Raw genomic sequence first — 19,750 nt, 5'->3', positions numbered from 1 at the left:
CCGTCGGCGATCAGTCCCGCGGGACTTTCGCCCAGCGAGAGACTAGCAGACCCACGGTTACAGACCCTCGGCCTGTGTCTCAATTCTCTGGACGACGACGCGGCCCGCACGCGGCATGCGTCGCGCTATAGCCTGGTCCGGACACGATGACGCGAGCCATAGCGGGAGGCCGCTAGGGTGCAACTCCCGCAGCTGATCCGGCCCGCGGCGGTACCGGCTGCATGGCCTCGGTGATGCGCACCGTCTGGCCCGACATGCGCCACTGGAAGACCGCCTCGCTGGCAAGGACGCGCTGCACATAGCCGCGCGTCTCGCGATAAGGCATCGAGTCCACCCAGGCGTCGGCCGGCAGCGACGCGTCGTCCGGCAGCCAGCGGTCCACGCGGTTCGGGCCGGCGTTGTAGGCGGCGGTGGCGAGCACCCGGTGATTGCCGAAGCGCGCCAGCATCTCGGCGAGGTAGGTCGTGCCGAGCGCGACGTTGGTCTCGGGGTCGAGCAGTGTCTGGTAGCCGCGGAAACTCACGCCCGCCTGCGGCGCGGTCTGGCGTCCCGTGGCCGGCAAGAGCTGCATAAGGCCGATGGCGCCGGCGCCGGAGCTGGCGTCGGGCATGAACAGGCTCTCGCTGCGCGTGACACCGTAGACCCACGCGCTGCTGATGCCCGCGCGCGCGCTCTGCGCCTCGATCAGCGGACGCCAGGGCAGCGGGAAACGCAGGTCGAGATCATTGACCAGCCCGGCGCCCGTGGCGGCCGTGATGGCACGCGAGTACCAGCCCCAGCGCTTGGCGAGAATCCCCGCCTGGGCCCGCTCCGGCGGGGCGAGACGCGCCACGGCGCGCTGCCACTCGATGCGGCCGTGATTCTCCAGGCCGACGTGGAACAGTTCCCTGGCACGCACCAGGTCGGGTCGGCGCGCCAGCGCGGCCAGCATCGCTTCGTCGGGCGCCGTGTCGGCGTGCTGCCAGTTGTAGTCCGCGTCCAGCCGGTCCGCCGCCATGAAGCTGTAGTAGCCGCGCTCCGTCGCGAGCGCCGCGTAGACCGGCCGGGCCGCCGGTGCGCGGCCCGTGGCCTCCAGCATGCGGGCCTGCCAGTAGCGCCACACCGGCTCTGCGGCCGTGCCGGCGTCGAGTCGCGCCAGTCCCGCCTCGACGGCTTGCCAGTCCTGCGCACGAATCGCGAGGCGCACCGCCCAGGTACGCGTATCGGCGTCGTGGCTGTCCGCCGGCAATGTGGCCAGCAAGTCCGCGGCGCCCGGCAGGTGACGCCACGCGTGGACCAGCGCGATGCGCCGATCGACCAGGGCGCGCTCGGCGTCCTCGAAGGCGAAGGTCGCACGAAACGCCGGCCAGCGGCGCGCCGCCAGTTCGGGCTCGGCGCTCGCCAGTCGCTGGAAACCGTACAGCAGCAACGCCCGCTCGCGCGGCGTGTCGCGCCAGTCGTCCGGGGCCCCCAGGCGGGTCACCGGATCGGCATGGATTCGCGACCAGCGATCGACTTCCGCCACCGCGGCGTCGCCCAAAGGCCGCGCCAGCCAGCGTGCGAGGCGGAACTCGCCCACCTCGAGCGCCAGGGTCATGCGTTGCCGCCGTCGCTCGTCGGTCAGTTCACGCTGTGCCGCCAGCCACTCGAAGGCGGGATCGCAGGCCTCAGGCTGGCTCACGGGGGACAACCAGCGCGCCAGCGCCGCCTCGGCCAGCCCCGCGGTCGCGCCGCGGCGCAGCCGCGCGGTGAACGCGTGACAATCCAGGGTCGTGTCGTTGCGTGTGGCGTAGTGCTGCTCGTACACCTCGAGGTAGTCGCCCCAGGCGCCGCGCCGGGCCAGGGAATGGGCCCATTGCCGCCGCAGGCCATCGCTGAAGCCGAGCTCGGGATGCGCGGCCAGGAATGCCCGGACCTCGGCGTCATCCACCCGGCCGAGCCGGCTGCGCAGGAAGGCGGCGCGCAGGTCCGGCAGCAGCGGGTAGCCCTGCAGCGCCGCCAGCTCGGGCTCGACGCGATCCCAGCGGCCGGCCTCGGCATGGGCCAGCCCTGCGCGAAAGGCATCACGCTGGCTGTCGAGGGTTGCGGCGGCCGTCGCCGGGGTGGCCAGCGAGAGCAGCAGGGCGGTGCACAGGGCGATCAATGGCATGGTGGTGGTACGTTACTCGGGTGACGGGCCTCGCGGCTCCGGGATGTAAGCATTATGCTCGCCGCTCAGTTATAGACAACCGGTCCGCGCCATGCCTTCGCTGTTCGCGATCCTGCTTGTTTTTCCTGCCATCGGCGCGCTGTCCGGGTTGCTGGCGGGAATGTTCGGCATCGGCGGGGGGCTCGTGATCGTTCCCGCCCTGAGCGCCGTGTTCGCGGCGGGCCTGGTGGCGGTGGAACCCGCGGCGCGCATGCACGTCGCCCTCGGCAGTTCGCTGGCGGTGATCGTGTTCACGGCGTTGTCCTCCCTGCGCGCTCACCATGGTTACGGGGCGGTGCTGTGGCCCGCGGTGCGCAGCCTCGCGCCGGGCGTCGTGATCGGTGCGTTGTGCGGCGCATGGCTGGCCGATGCGCTGGCGACCCGCTCGCTGGAGATCGTGTTCGGCCTGTTCGCCATCGTCATGGCGCTGCAGATCGGCTTCGCGCCGAAGATCGAGCCGGTGGCGCACGGGCCGTTGCCGCGCTGGCCGCGCAACCTGGCGGCCGGCACGGTGATCGGCACCGTTTCGGCGCTCGGCGGGATCGGCGGCGGCGTGCTCACCGTGCCGTACCTGGTGTTCCATTCGGTACCGATGCGCATGGCGGTGGGCACGGCGGCCGCCTGCACCTTGCCGGTGGCGCTCTCGGGTGCGCTCGGTTACGGGCTTGCGGGCCAGTCCGCGGCCTCGCCGGCGCTCGCCACCGGTTACCTGTACTGGCCGGCGATCGCGGTGATCGCGCTGGCGAGCATGGTGACCGCGCCACTCGGCGCGCGGCTCGCGCACCGGCTCCCGGTGTTGCAGTTGCGCCGGCTGTTCGCCGTGCTGCTGCTGGTCGTGGCCGCCGACATGCTGGTCGGCGGCCACTAGACCTGGAATGGCGCCCCGGCCGGTGCTGGCCGGGGCGCTGCCGTCGCTCAGCGGATCGGCAGGATGAGGCTGGTGTTGCCGCGGCGCAGGTTGAGCAGCAGCGACTGGCCGCTGGCGGCATCGCGCAACTCTTCCAGGTTACTCACCGCCCGACGATTCACCCCCACGATCACGTCACCGGGCCGCAAGCCGCGCTGCGCGGCCGGACTGTTCGGCTCGACGGCCGCCACCAGCACGCCGGGCCGCCCGTCATAGTTGTCCGACCCGGGCGTGAGGGTCTCCAGCTCCGCGCCCTGCAGGCCCGGGTGGATCTCCTCGGCCGCCACCTGTTCCTGGCGCGCCTGCTCGCCCAGCTTGACGCGGATCTTGCGTTCCTTGCCGTTGCGCAGGACCTCCAGTTCGACCGACTCGCCGCTGCGCTTGAGGCCGATGGCGTTGCGCAGCTCGTTGGCGCTGTCGATGGCCTTGCCGTCCACGCTGCGGATGATGTCGCCGACCTCGATCTTGGCCTTTTCGGCGGCGGAGTCAGGCAGCACCTGCGAGACCAGCGCGCCCTGCGTGGCTTCCACGCCGTAGGCCTCGGCGATGTCGGGGGTGATGGTGTAGATGTTCACGCCGAGCAGGCCGCGGCGCACTTCGCCGAACTCGAGCAGCTGCGACATGATCGAGCGCGCCATGTTCGACGGGATGGCGAAGCCGATGCCGATGTTGCCGCCGCCGCGCGAGATGATGGCCGAGTTCACGCCGACCAGTTCGCCGCGCAGGTTGACCAGCGCGCCGCCCGAGTTGCCGGGATTGATGGACGCGTCGGTCTGGATGAAGTCCTCGTAGCCCTCCGGGTTGATGCCGGAGCGACCCAGCGCGCTGACGATGCCCGAGGTGACGGTGTGCCCCAGGCCGAAGGGGTTGCCGATCGCAACCACGAAATCGCCCACTTCGGCGCGCGAGGAATCCGCGATCTCGAGCTGTGTGAGGCGTTCGGCGGGGATTCGCAACAGCGCGATGTCGGTGGCCGCGTCGGCGCCGATCACCTCGGCCTCGAAGCTGCGGTCATCCTGCAGCGTGACCGTGATTTCCTCCGCGCCGTCGATGACGTGCGCGTTGGTGATCACCAGGCCCTCGCGGGCATCGACGATCACGCCCGAACCGGCGCTCCGGGTCTGGCGACGCTGGCGGGGCTGGTCCGGCATGTCGAAAAAGCGGCGGAAAAAAGGATCGTCGAGAAAAGGGTTGGGGCCGCCGCCCACCTCGACGCTGCCCCGGGTCGCGATGTTCACGACGGCCGGGGCCGTCTTTTTCACCATCGGCGCCAGCGAGGGCAGGGGGGAACCGTCGACCATGGCAGGCAGCTGCGCCTGCAACGGCGTGGCGACGGCGAGAGCGAGTACGGCCGCGACCGCGGCGAGGGGGCGTGACTTCATGGGACTCAGTATCTCCTGGGGCATGACCTGGGGTTGGAGGCCAGTAACGGGCATAGGTTCCTTCCTGCCAAGAATAGGCGATGACGGGCGGCGTCACCCGCCCGTCATCGCCGCCGGCCTGCGGCAGGCCCGCGAGGGTCTCAGTTGACCTCCACGCTGATCCGCCGCGGCATCACCCGCTCGTGTTTCGGGATGATCACCTCGAGCACGCCGTCGTGGCTCTTGGCGTTGATGCCCTCGGCGTCGGCCGTGTCGGGCAGCGTGAAGCGCCGGAAGAAGCGTCCCGTGATGCGTTCCACGCGGCGGTAGCCGTTCTCGTCCTCGCTCTTCTCGGACGCACGGGTCCCGCTGATCGTCAGCACGCCGTTCTCCATCGTGACCTCGATGTCCTCGGGTTTCACGCCGGGGATGTCGGCATGCAGCAGGAAGCGGTTCTCCTCTTCCCTGATGTCCACGGGCGGGACCCAGTTGGCGACGCTGCCGGCGGTCTCGTCCATGCCCATCCGCTGCTCGAACAGGCGATCCAGGTCCTCGTGCAGGGAGCGCATCAGCCCCCAGGGTTGGTAACGAACAAGGCTCATTGTCCACCTCCTTGGTATGGGGTTGTGGGTTGTCTCATGAGCACTCAATTTGGGGGCGAAATGGCTTTTTCAAGAGCCGCGGGGCGTCTCGCCTAGGGCTTTTTTGCGATTATGTCAACGCAATACGGAACACAAGATATTGTGTTGCACCGCAGAACAAGTTTTTTCCCCCGCCATAGCCGAACATTCATAGAAAATTTCTATAAAACATATCTAAGTCTCTGTAATTTAATGATTCGAGGCCCTTCAGGCGCCATTCAAGCGGTGCTTGACATGACCTCTTCAGGCCCTTACCTTAACGGCTCCGTAACACAACATATTGTGTTTGCCCGCCAGGCACCCGGCTGTGTCCGGCGTGGCGGACGCCGTCCCCTTTTGGGCGGCGCTAAAGGGATTTGAAAACAGGTCACGAGGAGCGCCCGGGGGGACGAGCCATAATGAATACAGCGTTGCAAGAACAGGCGGTTACAGTGGAGTCGGTCAACGATATTCCTTTCCAGCCCGCATCCCTCGACATCTGGGAGAAGAAGTACCGGCTGGTGGCCAAGGACGGAACGGTTCTTGACCAGACGATGGACGACACCTACCAGCGGATCGCCCGTGCACTCGCTGACGTCGAGCCCGAAGATCGCCGTGAACACTGGTACGAGCGTTTCCTCTGGGCACTGCGCCACGGTGCCATCCCCGCCGGCCGGATCGTCTCGAATGCCGGCGCGCTGGCCCACAAGCCCGCCACCTCGACGATCAACTGCACCGTCTCCGGCACCATCCGCGACTCGATGGACGACATTCTCGACAAGGTGCACGAGGCGGGCCTCACGCTGAAGGCCGGCTGTGGCATCGGCTACGAGTTCTCGACGCTGCGCCCCCGCGGCGCCTACGTGTCCGGCGCCGGCGCCTACACCTCCGGCCCGCTGTCCTTCATGGATATCTACGACAAGATGTGCTTCACGGTGTCGTCCGCCGGCGGCCGGCGCGGCGCCCAGATGGGCACCTTCGACGTCGGCCACCCCGACGCCCTGGAGTTCATCCGCGCCAAGCGCGAGGACGGGCGGCTCCGCCAGTTCAATCTCTCGCTGCTGGTCACCGACGAGTTCGTGCGCGCCGTCAGCAACGACGAGCCGTGGCGGCTCGCCTTCCCGATCAGCGTCAAGGAACTCAAGGACGACAGCATCGATCTCGACGACCCCGAGACCATCGTCTGGCGCGAGTGGCCGGGCGACGGCGACCTGGTGCGCAACGAGGCCGGCCTGGTGGCGTGTCGCGTCTACAAGACCCTGCCGGCGCGGCGGGTGTGGGACGTCATCATGACCTCCACCTACGATTTCGCGGAGCCCGGCTTCGTGCTGATCGACCGGGTCAACGAGATGAACAACAACTGGTGGTGCGAGAACATCCGCGCCACCAACCCCTGCGGCGAGCAGCCCCTGCCGCCCTATGGTTCCTGCCTGCTGGGCTCGGTGAACCTGACGCGCTTCATCGTGGACGCCTTCAAGCCGGACGCGTCCTTCGACTGGGACAAGTTCCGCGAAGTGGTGAAGGTGTTCACGCGGATCCTCGACAACGTCGTCGAGATCAACGGCCTGCCGCTCGGCCCGCAGCGCGACGAGATCTATCGCAAGCGTCGCCACGGCATGGGCTTTTTGGGGCTCGGCTCCACCATCACCATGCTCGGCATGAAGTACGGCAGCAAGGCGTCCGTCGCCTTCACCCAGGACGTGGCGCGCGAGCTGGCGATGGCCGGCTGGGAGAGCGCGCTGGAACTGGCCCGCGAAAAGGGACCGGCGCCCATCATGGAAGAGGAGTTCGAGGTCAACGAGGAGATGCTGCGCAAGCGCCCGGAAATGATCGCGGACGGCTGGCGCGTCGGCGCGCGGATCAAGGGCCGGGTGCTGCACGCCCGCTACAGCCGTTACATGCAGCGCATCGCCGACGTGAACCCGGAACTCGTGGACGAACTGGCAGAGGTCGGCGCGCGCTTCACCCACCACAGCTCGATCGCGCCCACCGGCACGATCTCGCTGTCGCTGGCGAACAATGCGTCGAACGGCATCGAGCCGTCATTCGCCCATCACTATTTCCGCAACGTGATCCGCGAGGGCCGCAAGAGCAAGGAGAAGGTGGACGTGTTCTCCTTCGAGCTTTTGGCCTACCGCTCGCTCATCAACGAGCGGGCGATGCCGGGTTCGGACCGCCCGGAAGAGAAGCTGCCGGAGTATTTCCTCACTGCGGACGACATCACGCCGCGGCAGCATGTCGATATCCAGGCCGCCGCGCAGATGTGGGTCGATTCCTCGATCTCCAAGACGGCGAACGTGCCGACGGACTATCCCTACGAGGATTTCAAGGACATCTACATGTACGCCTACGAGCAGGGGCTCAAGGGCTGCACGACCTTCCGCTTCAACCCGGCCGCTTTCCAGGGCGTGCTCGTGAAGGAGCAGGACCTGAAAAACACGACCTACGTCTTTGAGCTCGAGGACGGTTCGACCGTTGAACTCAAGGGTGACGAGCAAGTCGAATACGACGGCGAGATGCACACCGCCGCGAATCTCTTCGACGCTCTGAAAGAAGGTTACTACGGCAAGTTTTGAGGACCGCACAGCAATGGCAGCACAGAAGATAGGCAAGAAGATCGTCGGGTATCACGTCGCCAAGCCGGAGGAAAAGCCGGCGGCGGCGAAACCGCGCGTCGAGGAGGGCACCGAGGGCAAGGTCATCCGGATGCACGAGAAGCTCGAGCGTCCGGAAATGCTGGTCGGCGCGACCTACAAGATCAAGCCGCCGGTGGCCGAGCACGCCATGTACGTGACCATCAACGACATCGTGCTCAACCACGGCACGAAGCACGAGGCGCGGCGGCCCTTCGAGATCTTCATCAATTCGAAGAACCTCGATCACTACCAGTGGATCGTCGCGCTGACGCGGATCATGTCCGCGGTGTTCCGCAAGGGCGGTGACGTGACCTTCCTGGTGGAAGAGCTCAAGGCGGTGTTCGATCCGCGCGGCGGCTACTGGAAGCCTGGCGGCAAGTACATGCCCTCGCTGATCGCCGAGCTCGGCGAAGTGGTCGAGAAGCACCTCGTCAGCATCGGCATGATGACCTCGCCGGGGCTCGACGAGCACCAGCGCGCGCTGATCGAGCAGAAGCGCGCCGAGTTCGAGGCCCGCGCCGCGCAGCAGGACGCGTTCGCCGAGAATCCGTTCCCGGAGGGCGCGCAGCTCTGCGCCAAGTGCAACACCACGGCCGTCGTGATGATGGACGGCTGCATGACCTGCCTGAACTGCGGCGACTCGAAGTGCGGCTGAGCGACAGCCTGGCCTGAATCCTGTCAGTGCTCGAGCCGGCTCCGGTTGTCCAACTGGGCCAGCCAGCCGCGAGCGTCCATTTCTTCGTAGCTGGCGCGAACGTGGGCGAGCAGCAGCTCGGCCTCCTCAGTTCGCCTTTGCGAGGCCAGCCAGAAGGCGAGGTCCTCTTCGGCCCGCGCGGCGTCCCCTGCCGCGCCGAAGCTCGCCAGCCCGCGTACCCCGGCGCTCAGGTCGGCTTCGATCTCAGCCGGGTCGTCGCCGCGAGCCGCGCGGACAAGGCCTCGGAGCCGCAGCCGCTGGGCATCGAGGTAAGGCGGAAGGGCGGCGCGCGCCATGCTGACGGGCCCCATCAGTCGCTCGGCCAGGTCCGCATCGCCGTCAGCCAGCGCGGCCAGGACCAGGGCCGGCCAGTGAAACACGAACTCGTCCGCCAGGTCGAAGGCGGCCAGCACGTGGGGCAGTGTGCGCTCGGCGATCCGGGCGGCCGCGGCGGTATTGCCACTGTCCAGGGCCTGCAGCATCCGCGTGTGGCCCGCCCAGGCGAGCGAATACGCGTCGTCGAAGCTCTCGACGTCCTCCAGTTCCGCGCTGGCGGGATCGTCCTGCTGAGAACCCGCCGCCACGTTGATCCACCGGGAGATGCCGCGCAGGGCAAGGCGTAACGTGGGGTCCCTCGGCTCATCGGCGGATGACGAGAGCAGGTTGCGGGCTTCGGCCAGGCGTCCGGCCACCCAGTGCGCGAGCAGTTGGTTGGTGAGGCTGGTGTCGATGGTCGCGCGCACCCCGCCGCGCCGCGCTGCCGCCATCCCTTGCTCGCTGTTGGCCAGCGCGCCGGCCAGGTCCCGGGTGAGCTGGATGCTGACCTGGATGCCCAGCGCCATCGCCAGCGCGTCCCAGAGCCCCTGGTCCCGCGCGATCTGTGCCGCTGCCTGGGTGAGCGCCAGGGCCGAGAGCTGGGCGCCCCGGACGCTGTAGCACCGGGCCATCTGGCGCATGGCACGGCTCAGGGAATGCAGGTCGTTCGCCGCCTCGGCGATGAGCATGGCGCGATCCGCGTAAGGCGCCATGTCGTGGTAGCGCCCGAGCCCGGCGTGGGCGAAAGCGAGGCAGTTGGCCAGCGCAAGGAGTGCGGTATCGGCGTCGCCCCTGGCCTGCAGGACCTCCCAGCGTGGTTGCGCAATACCGATCGCGCCGCCGTTGTCACCCAGCCACGAGAGGGCCATGGCGTGGGTCGCCGCTGCACGCCCCGCCTCCACCGGCTGTTCGAGCTGGTCGAAGAGCTTTGTCGCCATCTTTGCGTGATCGATCGTGCCGGCGTAGTCCCCGGCATCCAGCGCCGCCCCAGCAGCCGCGTGGTGGATCCTTGCGAGGACCGCCGGGTCCATGGAGGCGGCACGGTCCAGGGCCTTCTCCAGGTGGCGTTGTGCCTCGATATGCGAACCGAGCGCGCGCGCCCGCGCGGCCCCGGCCTCCAGCAGGGCGAGGGCCCGCCGGGCCAGTTCGTCGCGATCGGAGTCCTTTTCCCCGGAAGCATCGATCGCATCCAGCAGGTGCTGGGCGATCACCACCGCGAGATCGGCCGCCTCCTGCTCACCGCTGAGATAGTCTGCCGCCAGCAGGTGGCGCCGCTTGCGGTCCCGGCGGGACTGGGTGCCGTAGGCCACCTGGCGGACCATGGACTGGACGAAGCGGTATTGCCCGGCCTCGGCGGAGAATCGGTCCGTGGTCAGGACGATGATCTCCTTGCGCCGCAGCGATTCCAGCACGCTGTCGAGGTCGTCCACATCGGCTGCGAGGCTGGCCAGCCCGCCGCCCGTGAAGGCCGCGCCGAGGACGCTGGCGTCGGTGACCACCCGGCGCTCGGTCGGGTCCAGGGCGTCGAGCCGGGCAGCGATCAGGGCCTGCAGCGAGGCGGGCGCGCCGATGGCATCGAGGTCGACCTCGACGCCGTCCGCAGGAACGTAGCGGCCGTTACGACGGATCACCGCTTCGCGGTCTACAAGGGTCCGGATGGTCTCCACGGCGAACAGCGGGATACCCTCGGCCCGTCCGACCAGGGCGGTCCGGGTCGCGGGCGGGAGACCCTCGACGAGGCCTTCCACCAGCCGCCCCATCGCGGCGTCGTCGAGCGGGTCCAGCCGGATCACGATGGTCCGCCGGCCGCCGAGGTCGGGGCGACGCGCCAGGAGTTCGGGGCGGGCCAGCGCAAGTACGAACACCGCGCCCGTGGCGTTGTTGAGCAGGTGCTCCAGGAAGTCCAGCAGTCCCTCGTCGGCGTGCTGGGCGTCGTCGATGACCAGCACGACCGGTGCGGCGCCGTCACCGGCCGTGTCGGCGGCCAGGTATTCGAAGAAGGCGGTCCAGGCGGCGAACAGGTCCTCGCGGGCGAACCCGCTCCCGCCAACCCCGACCAGCACCGCCAGGCGGGGGCGCAGCCAGTCCCGCTCGGTCCGATCGGGCACGAACCGCTCCAGGGCCTGGTCGAGCTTCTGGGCGATGACAGCCCGGTCGTCGCCCTCGGCCACTCCCAGGCGGCCCTGCACCGTCTCGGCCAGGGCCCAGAAGGCGACGCCGTCACCGTAGGCGAGGCACCGGCCGCGGTGCCACCACGTGCTGGCCGTCAACCCGTCGGTGTACTTTTCGAATTCCCAGGCGAGTCGTGACTTGCCCACGCCGGGCTCGCCGTCGATCACGACCAGGCGCGGGCGACCCGATTCGTCGGCGGCGTGGAACAGCTCCTTCACGAGGCGCAACTCGCGCTCGCGCGCTATAAGCGGGGCTTCCAGGCCGTCCATCCGGTGCCGGCCGCCGACGTCGGCGACCACTGTGCCGGCCTCCCAGAGCTGGACCGGCTCCGTTTTGCCCTTGAATATCTGTGCTCCGGCATCGGCGAAAGAGATCGCGGCCGAGCTGAGCGAGCGGGTCGTGTCGTCCACCCATACCCGTCCCGGCGTCGCCGCTGATTGCACCCGGGCGGCAGTGTTGACCGCATCCCCGGCCACCATCCCCTGGCCGGTCGCGCCGAGCGTGACCGCCACTTCCCCGGTGACGATGCCCACGCGCATCGCCAGGTCGGGAGCCTGCAGGTCGGCGCCCATGTCTGCGATTGCGGTCACGATCTCCAGGCCGGCGCGCACCGCCCGCTCGGCATCGTCCTCGTGCGCGATGGGGACCCCCCACACGGCCATCACGGCATCGCCGATGAACTTCTCGACGGTGCCCCCGTAGCGACCGATCACCGTGCGGCAACGTTCGAAGTAGGCCGACAGCAGTTCACGGACATCCTCGGCGTCCCTTGATTCCGAAAGGGTGGTGAAACCCACCAGGTCGCCGAACAGCACCGAGGTCACCTTGCGCTCGGTGACGGGCTGCGCGGTGGCGGGCGTGGCCCGCGCGTGCGTCGCGTCGATGGGCGTGCCGCACGCCATGCAGAACCGGCCGCGCTCGGCCGGAATACCGCATGCGGGACAGGCCCGCACGGCAACGGCCGTGCCGCATTCGGGGCAGAACTTCGCGTTGTGCGGCAGCTCGACGCCGCAGGAATGGCACGTCATCGGCGTTTGCCAGCTGTCCTCATCGCCGCCTCCCGTCTATTGGGTGAGGTTGGGCGCGCATCGGCCAAAGCCGTCGACGCCAGGAATCCAGATGCTGGATTCTGGCATCCGAGTATAGGGCGCATAAAGCGCTTCGGCAGCGTAGGCATGCTCCGGCGCGCATTCGTCGCTAGAATTCGCCTATGAGACCACTGTGCATCGCCCCCGTCGTCGCCCTGCTGCTGGCCCACGCCGGCTGGGCCGCGACGGCCGCCTGCAATCCCGATCCGCCGCAACCACCGGTGCTGCGCGGCTACGACTACGACGAGGTGGCGGCGGCGCAGCTGCTCAGGGACGCGAAGTCGGTGGTGGCTGCCAGGCTGGAGCTGCGCGTAGACGTGGAGCTGCCGTCGCCCGACGACGCGCCTGGCGACGCGGTCCGGGATGCACCACTCTCGGCGACCTACGTCTTCGAGGCGCTGGAAGGGTGGCAGGCGCCCACGCCACGCCGGATCTCTCTCAGCGGCTACTGGGTGCCCTGCGATATCGAGCCCGAGGCGGGGCGCGTGTTCCTGTTGTACCTGGAGGGCGAACGCCTGCTCCACGCCGTCCCGGTCGAGGCGCTGGATTTCGAGTTGGCGATGCTGGGCGAGCCGGACTGGTTCTACGACGCCCGCGGACGCTTCGTGCCGGACCCTGGCCAATAGGCAGTTCGGCGCCGTGCTTCGTTCCGCCGTCCTGCTGCTGCTGTTTGCCGTGACGCCCATGAGCGTCGCGCAGATCGCGCCGCCGCCCGAGCGCGGCGCCGTGCAGACGGTAGACCTGGTGGCCGACCTCAGCGGGGCGAGCCTGCGCCAGGTGGAAATCATCCGCCTGCTGATTCGCGCCGCGGACATCATCGACGGCCTGTATCGCCGGCAGATGGCGCCCGGCGGCTTCTATCCGGAGGACATGAGCGACGCCGAGTTCGCGGCCTGGGAGGATCCCGCGGCCACGGACCCTTACACCCGCATCGTGCGCCACGCGGACGGCGCGCTCGAGGCGGTGCCTTACCACGAAGCCTGGGCGCCTGAGCTGGGGCAGGTCGCCCGACTGCTGGCGCGCGCGGCCGAGGTCACGCGCCACGAGCCGCTGCGCCATTACCTGGTATTGCGCGCCCGCGCTCTTCTCACCGATGACCACGCGCGGGCCGACGCGGCCTGGCTGGCGTTGCGCGACAGCGACGTGGACGTGCTCATCGGGCCCTTCGACACGGCCGCCGACACGCGTTTCGGGCTGAAGGCCGCCTTCAGTACCCACTTGCTGCTGCGTGACTGGGCCTGGGGTGCACGCCTCGCGGGTTTCACCGTGTTCCTGCCACGCGTGCAGCGCACCTTGCCCGTGTCGGAGGCGTTCAAGGCGACGGTGCCGCAGGTGGACATGAAGCTCGCCGTCTACGACCTCCTGTACCAGGCTGGCCACGGCGCAGCGCGTGCCGGGGAAGGGCGTGCCGAGGTGGCGGCCGACCGGCGCGTGCGACTGCAGCAGGGGCCGCGCGCGCTGCAGCTGCGCAACATCATGCGCGCGCGCTTCGATGCGCTGGTCGCCCCGGTCGCTGCGGAACTGCTGGCGCCGGAGTTGCGCGACGCGGTGCGCTTCGAGCCCTTCTTCCTGAACACGATGCTCGAGGAAATGGCGCATGCGCTGGGCGTGCAGCGGACCATCGACGACCGGCAGACGGTCCACGAGGCCCTCGGCGCGCAGGCGGCCACCATCGAGGCCGCCAAGGGGGCGGTGTTGTCGCTCTGGCTGGTGGACTGGCTGCAGGCGCATGGCGAACTGCCCGACACCAAGCCGCTGGAGCACCAGGCGGGGTTTCTCGCCGGGCTGCTGCACGCAATCCGCTTCGACGCCACCAGCGCCACCGGGCGCGCCCGGCTGCTGGTATTCAATTACTTTCGCGACTGGGGCGCCTTCCGGCGCGACATGGCGAGCGGCACATACCGCATCGATCCGGTCGCCATGCGCGCGGCGACGGAGACGCTGGCGGCGCAACTGCTGACCCTGCAGGGGGCCGGCGACGAGGCCGGGGCGGCCGCGCTGGTGGCGGACCTGGCCGGCTTGCGTCCGGAGCTTCGCGAGGACCTGGCGCGTCTCGCCGGCGCCGGCGTGCCGACCGGGCTGGTGTTTCGCCAGGGAGAGAATCTGCTGGGACTGTGAACCCGTCCTCGCGCCCGGTGTTTCCCGGCCGGACGCCGCCCACTAGAATGGATCCCCATGAAGCACGACTCCGCATCGCGACGGATCCGCCTCGCCGGGCCCCTGGCCGCGCTCTTCATCGCCTGCTGCGGGCTGCCCGCGGTGGCCCTGGGCGACATGGCGACGCGACCGGGCACCGCCACGGAGCACCCGATGGCGGACCACGTCGTGGTGCACAAGGCAGAGCGGCGGCTCGAACTGCACAGCGAGGGCCAGGTGTTCCGCACTTTCCCGATCGCGCTCGGCGCGAACCCGGAAGGCCACAAGCAGCGCGAAGGCGACCAGCGCACGCCCGAGGGCACCTACCGTCTCGACTGGCGCAATCCCGACAGCGCCTTCTTTCTCGCCATGCGCGTGTCCTATCCGAACGGCGACGACATCCGGCGCGCCCGCGAGCGCGGCGTCCCGCCCGGCAACAACATCATGATCCACGGCCTGCCGAACGAGCCGGAGCATCCCTCGGACCATTACCTCTATGCCGACTGGACGGACGGCTGCATCGCCGTGAGCAACTCGGCCATGATCGACATCTGGTTGTCGGTGCCCGACGACACGCCCATCACGATCCTGCCGTGACGGAGAAGTTTCCCGACACCGTCACCGTCTCGCCGGTCGGCAGCATGGACCTGCTGTCGCAACTCGAAGTCGCCAAGTTGCGCGACGTGGGGCGCGGCGACCTGCGCGAGCGGTTGCGCCGCTGCGCCCTCGCGGTCTTGAACACCGGCAGCCAGCTCGACGATGCGCGCGCGGTGTTCGAGCGCTACGCCGATTTCCGCATCGAGCTTCTGCAGGTGGAGCGCGGCATCCGCCTGCGCCTGCAGAACGCGCCTGCGCAGGCCTTCGTCGACGGTGAACTGATCCACGGCATCCGCGAGCACCTGTTCGCGGTGTTGCGCGACGTGGTGTACGTCAGCAACGAGATCGAGGGACGCAACGGGCTCGACACGCCTGCGGCGATGACCGATGCGGTGTTCCAGATCCTGCGCAACGCGCGGGTGTTGAAGACCCGCACCCCCCCGGACCTCGTGGTCTGCTGGGGCGGCCACTCGATCGGCCGCGAGGAATACGACTTCTCCAAGAGCGTCGGCTACCACCTCGGCCTCAGGGGCCTGAACATCTGCACCGGCTGCGGCCCGGGCGCCATGAAGGGCCCCATGAAAGGCGCGGCGGTGGCACACGCCAAGCAGCGCATCCGGGACGGGCGCTACGTCGGCGTCACGGAGCCGGGGATCATCGCCGCCGAGCCGCCGAACCCGCTGGTGAACGAGCTGGTGATCATGCCGGACATCGAGAAACGCCTCGAGGCCTTCACGCGCTTCGGCCACGGCATCATCGTGTTCCCGGGCGGGGCGGGCACGACCGAGGAGCTGTTCTACGTGCTCGGCATCCTGCTGAACCCCGCCAACAGGGAGCTGCCCTTCCCGCTGGTGCTCGCCGGGCCCGGCTCCGCAGCGCCTTATTTCGAGCAGGTCGACCGCTTCCTGCGCGGCACCATCGGGCCAGAGGCGACGCAACGTTACCAGGTCATTCTCGATGACGCGGAACGGGTCGCCCGGGTGATGCGCCGGGGCCTGGCGGAGGTCAAGGAATACCGTCGGGACAAGGGCGATGCCTGGTTCTTCAACTGGCGGCTGCGGGTGGAGGCGGATTTCCAGCAGCCCTTCCTGCCGACGCACGAGGCCATGGCCGCTCTCGATCTCAGCCGCGAGCAGCCACCGCACCAGCTCGCCGCGAACCTGCGCCGCGCGTTTTCCGGCATCGTCGCCGGCAATGTCAAGGACGAGGGCATCCGGCGCATCGAGGAACACGGTCCTTTCGAGCTGCGCGGCGATCGGGAGATCATGGACCTGATGGATGCCCTGCTCCAGGCCTTCGTGGCCCAGCACCGCATGCGGCTGCCGGGCTTCGAATACCGCCCGTGCTACCGCCTCGTGGCCTGAACGAGCCGCGCTACGTTACATTCCCGTGACTTCCCTCACATTAACGCAGTCCGGCGGTCGCAGTGCAGCGACGCTGTGATGCGGGTCACGGTGCGTCCGCCGCCGGGGCCCCTATTCTGGCCGCCATTCGTATCAGAAGGACGCCCCCTCATGGCCGGACCAGAACGGAAGCGGAGACCGCCGCGGTCCCGTTTGCCGATCCTGCCGCCACCTCCGCCGGACCGCTCCGCAGGGAGCGCGGCGGTGGGCATGAGAGCGGGCGTCGGCGAGGAAGATTCGATCTACACGCTCCGGGGGTACAAGGCCTGGGCCGCGCGCGTCAAGGCGGCGTGGGATGCCGAGTCCTGAAAGAGCCGGATCTTGCAGGCGCGCCTTTGGGGTGCATCACGGTTTCGCGAAGGAGCCAGAGAGTTGATCAATGAACCTGCCGAGGAACAGGCGGCCCGGGGGCACCGGGGACGAACGCTGGACGCCTGGTCCTGGATCGCGCGCGCCCGCGAAGCGGCCGCGCGTGCCGTCGAACCGACGCCACCCGCCGCAGACGGCCCCGAGGCCGCCCGCGATCATCCGTCCACCGAGCGGGATTCACCCGCCGCCTGAGGCGATCTCGCGCCCGCGCCGTCGCCTGGCCGGGCGAGGCGGGTCACCATGCCGCTGATCGTCCTGCTGGCTTTGCTGGTCGCGCTGACCGGCATCGGCTGGCTGGCCCGGGCCCGGCGCCTGCGTCGCGAGCGTCGCGCACGGCTGCGCGACATCCTGTTGCAGTCCAATGTCGGCGGCGACCGTTTCCACGTCGCCACCGTCGATGCATTGCCTGGCCCCGCGGCCAGTTACCTGCGTCGCGCACTCGCGCCCGATGCCCCGCTCGCCCGTTCGGTGGACGTGCGCATGAGCGGTCGCCTGCGCGTGGCCGCCGACGACTGGGTGCCGTTCGAGGCGCGGCAGCGCATCTGCGCAGAGCGCGGTTTCCTCTGGGAGGCGCGCGTCGGCGTCCTGCGACGCCTCGGCCTGCATGGCTCCGACTGGTTGTTCGGCGACGACGCCGGCGTCGAATACCACCTCGCGGACTGGTGGCCGGCGATCGATGAGCGCCGGCCGGAAATGGCGCGCTCCGCCGCAGGGCGCCTGATGGTCGAACTCATCTGGCTGCCGTCCGCGCTGACGCCGCAACGGGGGGCGGTGTGGGCGAGCGGCGACCCGGATCGCGCCGTGGTCACGCCGGCCGGCGGCAAGACCGCCATGACCGTGGCCGTGGCGGACGACGGCCGCCTGCGTGAAATCAGCCTCGTGCGGCGGCGCGTGTCGGCCAGCGGCGAGACCTCGATCGCGCCCTATGGCGTCAGCGTGGAGGCCGAGGAGCGGTGGGGCGATTTCTGCGTGCCTTCGCGGCTCGTGGCGGCCTGGGGCATCGGGACGGATGATCGCGAGGATTTCATGCAGGTCTCCGTGGACGACATTCGCTGGTTCTGAGGCCGCCTTCGTTTTCGGGAGGCCTGTCACGGTATCGGCAAAAAGGTCGTGGCAACTTGGACGCCGAGAATCCAAACGGCGGGAGCCGATCGTGGAAGTGATGTTGCAATGGGCGGACGACCTCGATGACCTGCTGGCTGCGGCCGGGCAGGTGCTGATCGGCATGAGCGATTTGCTGCCTGGACTCGCCGGCGTGGCGGTCGCGGGCTTCGGCGGCGTTTCGATAGGGCTCGGCATCACCCTGCTCATCGGCCCGGTCCTGCCGTGAGCGAAAAGACGCCCCGTCCCGCCGACTGGCCCGCCAGCATGCTCGATGACGATCGCACCTGGCAGGGGGATTACGATCCCTATCTCGGCGCGCTGGCCCGCCAGGGTCGTCGGCCGTTCCACGCCGCGTCGCGCAGGGAGGCGAGTGACGGCGGGGCCCGGGAGGCTGCACCGGCGCAGGCGCCCGATCACGCGGGGGGCTCCGATTCGGCCGACCAGGATCCCTACCTCGCCGGCCTGGCGCGCAAGCCCCACGATTCCGCCGCGACCTAGGCGCCGCTGGTCCGGAGCGCGCGCATGGCTTGCGCCGCGCGCCGACCCTGAACTATGGTGCTCGCTCCGATTTCCTGGAGCTTCATGATGCGCCGATTCGCCCTGTTGATCGCCTCGTTTTCCGCGCCGACGCTGTACGGTTGCTCGCCGCCCGTGGACACGCCCGCGACGCCGCCGACCGAGCTGGTGATCGTCGATCTCGCCCCCGGCGAGGGCGAGACCATCACGACCGGCAGCACGGCGGTGATGCACTACACCGGCTGGCTGTTCGATCCGGCCGCGGAGGAGGGCAAGGGCAAGAAGTTCGACAGCTCGCTCGACCGCGGCCAGCCGTTCCGCTTCCCGCTGGGGGCCGGACGCGTCATCCAGGGCTGGGACCAGGGCGTGCCCGGCATGCAGGTCGGCGAACGTCGCCGGCTGATCATTCCGCCCGAGCTCGGCTACGGCAGCCGCGGCGCCGGCGGCGTGATTCCGCCGAATGCGACCCTGGTGTTCGACGTCGAGTTGCTGGGTATCGAGTGATGACGGCCGGCACACGCGACGCCGCGAGGCCCGGTCCGCAGTCATGATCAAGCCGCTGCGTTTCCTGTTCTCGGCGGTCATCGCCTCGGTGGTGGTGCTGGGCCTGCTGGTCGCCTCGCTGGCGGCCTTCGGCCTGTTCGACCAGCCCGAGGAGACACTCTACGTCCATCCGGTGGAGGTGCTCTCGCAGAGCGACCGGGTGGACGTGGCCGAACTGATCGGCGCGGACCAGGATCGCCGCCTGCCCGAGCGCCGCGTCGCGCCGCCGGTCGAGCCGCTCGAGATCCCGCGGCGCGAGGTGTCGGGCTTCGTGCAGATCGAGGTCGAGGTGGATGCCGAGGGCCGGGTGCGCGAGGCACAGGTCGTCAACGCGCTGCCGGCCGGCGTCTACGAGGACCAGGCCCTGCGGCAGGTGCGCCAGCGTCGTTACCCGGCCCGCGCCGGCGGCGAGACCTACGTCGAGGTGGTGCCGTTCAAGGTCGATCCCGACGCGATCCCGCCGAACCGGGACTAGGTCGCCGGCACGTCCGGGTTGAGCGAATACAGCCCGGTGACCTCGGCGCTCGCGAGCACGTGGCCCACCAGCAACTTCTCCACCTCCTCGCCGCCGAATGCGCCTTCTACGGGGCAGCGTTCCAGGTCGGTGGCATAGGCGACGAAACGGTAGTGGTGCGGGATCGAATCGTTCCACGGCGGGCAGGGGCCGTCGTAGCCCAGGTAGATCCCGGCCATGTTCTCGTCGCCCTCGAACCAGGCGGTGTAATCGTTGCGTCCCTGTCGCGCGCCTTCCGGCCCGGCCGGCGACGACTTGCCGCGCGCCGTGACGCCCCGGCTGCACTCGCCCTCGGCGATGCCTTCCAGGTCGGGCGGCACATCCACCATCACCCAGTGGTAGAAGCGCCCGCGGGGCAGTGACGCCGGCACGCTGCGGCCTTCCTGGTTCACGTCGTCCGGGCGCGTCGGCACGTCGGTGTCCACGCAGATCAGCACCACGGTGCGCGTGCCCTCGGGCAGCCCCTCCCAGCGGATGGCGGGGTTGAGATTCTCGCCGAGCCGCACATGCGCGTCCGGATCCTGCACGCCGAATGCGAACTTCTCGGGAATTTCTGCGTCGTTGTCGATGCCTTCGACGATCAGTTTCATCGTGCTTCGCTCCTCTGC

General features: G+C 69.2%; 18 protein-coding genes. 13 read left to right on the top strand and 5 right to left on the bottom strand.

Annotated features, from left to right (window positions below; all coding sequences use genetic code 11):
- Positions 1-172: 172 nt before the first annotated feature.
- Positions 173-2,128: a transglycosylase SLT domain-containing protein gene (locus tag G6032_RS06995; protein ID WP_165281423.1), complete on the bottom strand. Its 1,956-nt coding sequence runs from the start codon at positions 2,126-2,128 to the stop codon at positions 173-175.
- Between the two features lie 91 nt (positions 2,129-2,219).
- On the opposite strand from G6032_RS06995, the gene G6032_RS06990 reads away from it, so the two are divergent.
- Positions 2,220-3,035, top strand: coding sequence for a sulfite exporter TauE/SafE family protein (locus tag G6032_RS06990; protein ID WP_165281422.1), 816 nt, complete (start codon positions 2,220-2,222; stop codon positions 3,033-3,035).
- A 47-nt stretch (positions 3,036-3,082) separates the two neighbouring features.
- On the opposite strand, the gene G6032_RS06985 is transcribed toward G6032_RS06990, so the two are convergent.
- Together G6032_RS06985 and G6032_RS06980 are read right to left on the bottom strand one after the other, a co-directional pair.
- Positions 3,083-4,456, bottom strand: a complete 1,374-nt coding sequence (locus G6032_RS06985) for a DegQ family serine endoprotease (protein ID WP_165281421.1) — start codon at positions 4,454-4,456, stop codon at positions 3,083-3,085.
- Positions 4,457-4,596: 140 nt separating this feature from the next.
- Complete coding sequence (locus tag G6032_RS06980; protein WP_165281420.1) at positions 4,597-5,037, bottom strand: Hsp20/alpha crystallin family protein; 441 nt, start codon at positions 5,035-5,037, stop codon at positions 4,597-4,599.
- Positions 5,038-5,474: 437 nt separating this feature from the next.
- Here G6032_RS06980 and G6032_RS06975 point away from each other — a divergent pair, with 437 nt between their 5' ends.
- Both G6032_RS06975 and G6032_RS06970 read left to right on the top strand, forming a co-directional pair.
- A complete protein-coding gene (locus tag G6032_RS06975) occupies positions 5,475-7,631 on the top strand; it encodes an adenosylcobalamin-dependent ribonucleoside-diphosphate reductase (protein WP_165281419.1) in 2,157 nt (718 codons plus the stop codon).
- 13 nt (positions 7,632-7,644) lie between these two features.
- Positions 7,645-8,346 carry an NrdJb gene (locus G6032_RS06970; RefSeq protein ID WP_165281418.1) on the top strand — a complete coding sequence of 234 codons (702 nt, stop codon included), beginning with the start codon at positions 7,645-7,647 and terminating at the stop codon, positions 8,344-8,346.
- Positions 8,347-8,369: 23 nt separating this feature from the next.
- Here G6032_RS06970 and G6032_RS06965 read toward each other — a convergent pair whose 3' ends face one another.
- Complete coding sequence (locus tag G6032_RS06965) at positions 8,370-11,900, bottom strand: adenylate/guanylate cyclase domain-containing protein (protein WP_165281417.1); 3,531 nt, start codon at positions 11,898-11,900, stop codon at positions 8,370-8,372.
- A 182-nt stretch (positions 11,901-12,082) separates the two neighbouring features.
- On the opposite strand from G6032_RS06965, the gene G6032_RS06960 reads away from it, so the two are divergent.
- The 10 genes from G6032_RS06960 (at position 12,083) to G6032_RS06920 (ending at position 19,103) form a co-directional block, all read left to right on the top strand.
- Positions 12,083-12,586, top strand: coding sequence for a hypothetical protein (locus G6032_RS06960; protein WP_165281416.1), 504 nt, complete (start codon positions 12,083-12,085; stop codon positions 12,584-12,586).
- Positions 12,587-12,599: 13 nt separating this feature from the next.
- The gene (locus G6032_RS06955) at positions 12,600-14,078 is read left to right on the top strand and encodes a Zn-dependent hydrolase (protein WP_165281415.1); all 1,479 of its coding nucleotides are present in this window, start codon (positions 12,600-12,602) and stop codon (positions 14,076-14,078) included.
- A 57-nt stretch (positions 14,079-14,135) separates the two neighbouring features.
- Positions 14,136-14,693, top strand: coding sequence for a L,D-transpeptidase family protein (locus tag G6032_RS15470; RefSeq protein ID WP_240902045.1), 558 nt, complete (start codon positions 14,136-14,138; stop codon positions 14,691-14,693).
- Positions 14,690-16,057, top strand: a complete 1,368-nt coding sequence (gene ppnN, locus G6032_RS06950) for a nucleotide 5'-monophosphate nucleosidase PpnN (RefSeq protein WP_346763774.1) — start codon at positions 14,690-14,692, stop codon at positions 16,055-16,057. The genes G6032_RS15470 and ppnN overlap by 4 nt, the downstream gene beginning before the upstream one ends.
- A gap of 411 nt (positions 16,058-16,468) precedes the next feature.
- A complete protein-coding gene (locus G6032_RS06945) occupies positions 16,469-16,657 on the top strand; it encodes a hypothetical protein (protein WP_165281413.1) in 189 nt (62 codons plus the stop codon).
- A gap of 48 nt (positions 16,658-16,705) precedes the next feature.
- A complete protein-coding gene (locus G6032_RS06940) occupies positions 16,706-17,527 on the top strand; it encodes a DUF6544 family protein (RefSeq protein ID WP_165281412.1) in 822 nt (273 codons plus the stop codon).
- Positions 17,528-17,618: 91 nt separating this feature from the next.
- Entirely contained in the window at positions 17,619-17,795 is a 177-nt protein-coding gene (locus G6032_RS06935) for a hypothetical protein (protein WP_165281411.1), read from the top strand.
- The gene (locus tag G6032_RS06930; RefSeq protein WP_165281410.1) at positions 17,792-18,067 is read left to right on the top strand and encodes a hypothetical protein; all 276 of its coding nucleotides are present in this window, start codon (positions 17,792-17,794) and stop codon (positions 18,065-18,067) included. The genes G6032_RS06935 and G6032_RS06930 overlap by 4 nt, the downstream gene beginning before the upstream one ends.
- 84 nt (positions 18,068-18,151) lie before the next feature.
- Positions 18,152-18,589 carry an FKBP-type peptidyl-prolyl cis-trans isomerase gene (locus G6032_RS06925; RefSeq protein ID WP_240902043.1) on the top strand — a complete coding sequence of 146 codons (438 nt, stop codon included), beginning with the start codon at positions 18,152-18,154 and terminating at the stop codon, positions 18,587-18,589.
- A 43-nt stretch (positions 18,590-18,632) separates the two neighbouring features.
- A complete protein-coding gene (locus G6032_RS06920) occupies positions 18,633-19,103 on the top strand; it encodes a TonB family protein (RefSeq protein ID WP_165281409.1) in 471 nt (156 codons plus the stop codon).
- On the opposite strand, the gene G6032_RS06915 is transcribed toward G6032_RS06920, so the two are convergent.
- The gene (locus tag G6032_RS06915) at positions 19,100-19,732 is read right to left on the bottom strand and encodes a YbhB/YbcL family Raf kinase inhibitor-like protein (protein WP_165281408.1); all 633 of its coding nucleotides are present in this window, start codon (positions 19,730-19,732) and stop codon (positions 19,100-19,102) included. The genes G6032_RS06920 and G6032_RS06915 overlap by 4 nt on opposite strands.
- Positions 19,733-19,750: the final 18 nt, after the last annotated feature.

The sequence above is a fragment of the Wenzhouxiangella sp. XN24 genome, from assembly GCF_011064545.1.
Taxonomy (GTDB): domain Bacteria; phylum Pseudomonadota; class Gammaproteobacteria; order Steroidobacterales; family XN24; genus XN24.
Note: the sequence above shows the minus strand (reverse complement) of the source record. Positions and strands in the feature narration are given on the sequence as shown.

What these genes read in the sequence shown, in the direction of transcription:
- G6032_RS06995 (WP_165281423.1), bottom strand. Translation starts at nt 2,128, where the DNA reads ATGCCATTGATCGCCCTGTGCACCGCCCTGCTGCTCTCGCTGGCCACC.
- G6032_RS06990 (WP_165281422.1), top strand. Translation starts at nt 2,220, where the DNA reads ATGCCTTCGCTGTTCGCGATCCTGCTTGTTTTTCCTGCCATCGGCGCG.
- G6032_RS06985 (WP_165281421.1), bottom strand. Translation starts at nt 4,456, where the DNA reads ATGAAGTCACGCCCCCTCGCCGCGGTCGCGGCCGTACTCGCTCTCGCC.
- G6032_RS06980 (WP_165281420.1), bottom strand. Translation starts at nt 5,037, where the DNA reads ATGAGCCTTGTTCGTTACCAACCCTGGGGGCTGATGCGCTCCCTGCAC.
- G6032_RS06975 (WP_165281419.1), top strand. Translation starts at nt 5,475, where the DNA reads ATGAATACAGCGTTGCAAGAACAGGCGGTTACAGTGGAGTCGGTCAAC.
- G6032_RS06970 (WP_165281418.1), top strand. Translation starts at nt 7,645, where the DNA reads ATGGCAGCACAGAAGATAGGCAAGAAGATCGTCGGGTATCACGTCGCC.
- G6032_RS06965 (WP_165281417.1), bottom strand. Translation starts at nt 11,900, where the DNA reads ATGACGTGCCATTCCTGCGGCGTCGAGCTGCCGCACAACGCGAAGTTC.
- G6032_RS06960 (WP_165281416.1), top strand. Translation starts at nt 12,083, where the DNA reads ATGAGACCACTGTGCATCGCCCCCGTCGTCGCCCTGCTGCTGGCCCAC.
- G6032_RS15470 (WP_240902045.1), top strand. Translation starts at nt 14,136, where the DNA reads ATGAAGCACGACTCCGCATCGCGACGGATCCGCCTCGCCGGGCCCCTG.
- G6032_RS06940 (WP_165281412.1), top strand. Translation starts at nt 16,706, where the DNA reads ATGCCGCTGATCGTCCTGCTGGCTTTGCTGGTCGCGCTGACCGGCATC.
- G6032_RS06925 (WP_240902043.1), top strand. Translation starts at nt 18,152, where the DNA reads ATGATGCGCCGATTCGCCCTGTTGATCGCCTCGTTTTCCGCGCCGACG.
- G6032_RS06920 (WP_165281409.1), top strand. Translation starts at nt 18,633, where the DNA reads ATGATCAAGCCGCTGCGTTTCCTGTTCTCGGCGGTCATCGCCTCGGTG.
- G6032_RS06915 (WP_165281408.1), bottom strand. Translation starts at nt 19,732, where the DNA reads ATGAAACTGATCGTCGAAGGCATCGACAACGACGCAGAAATTCCCGAG.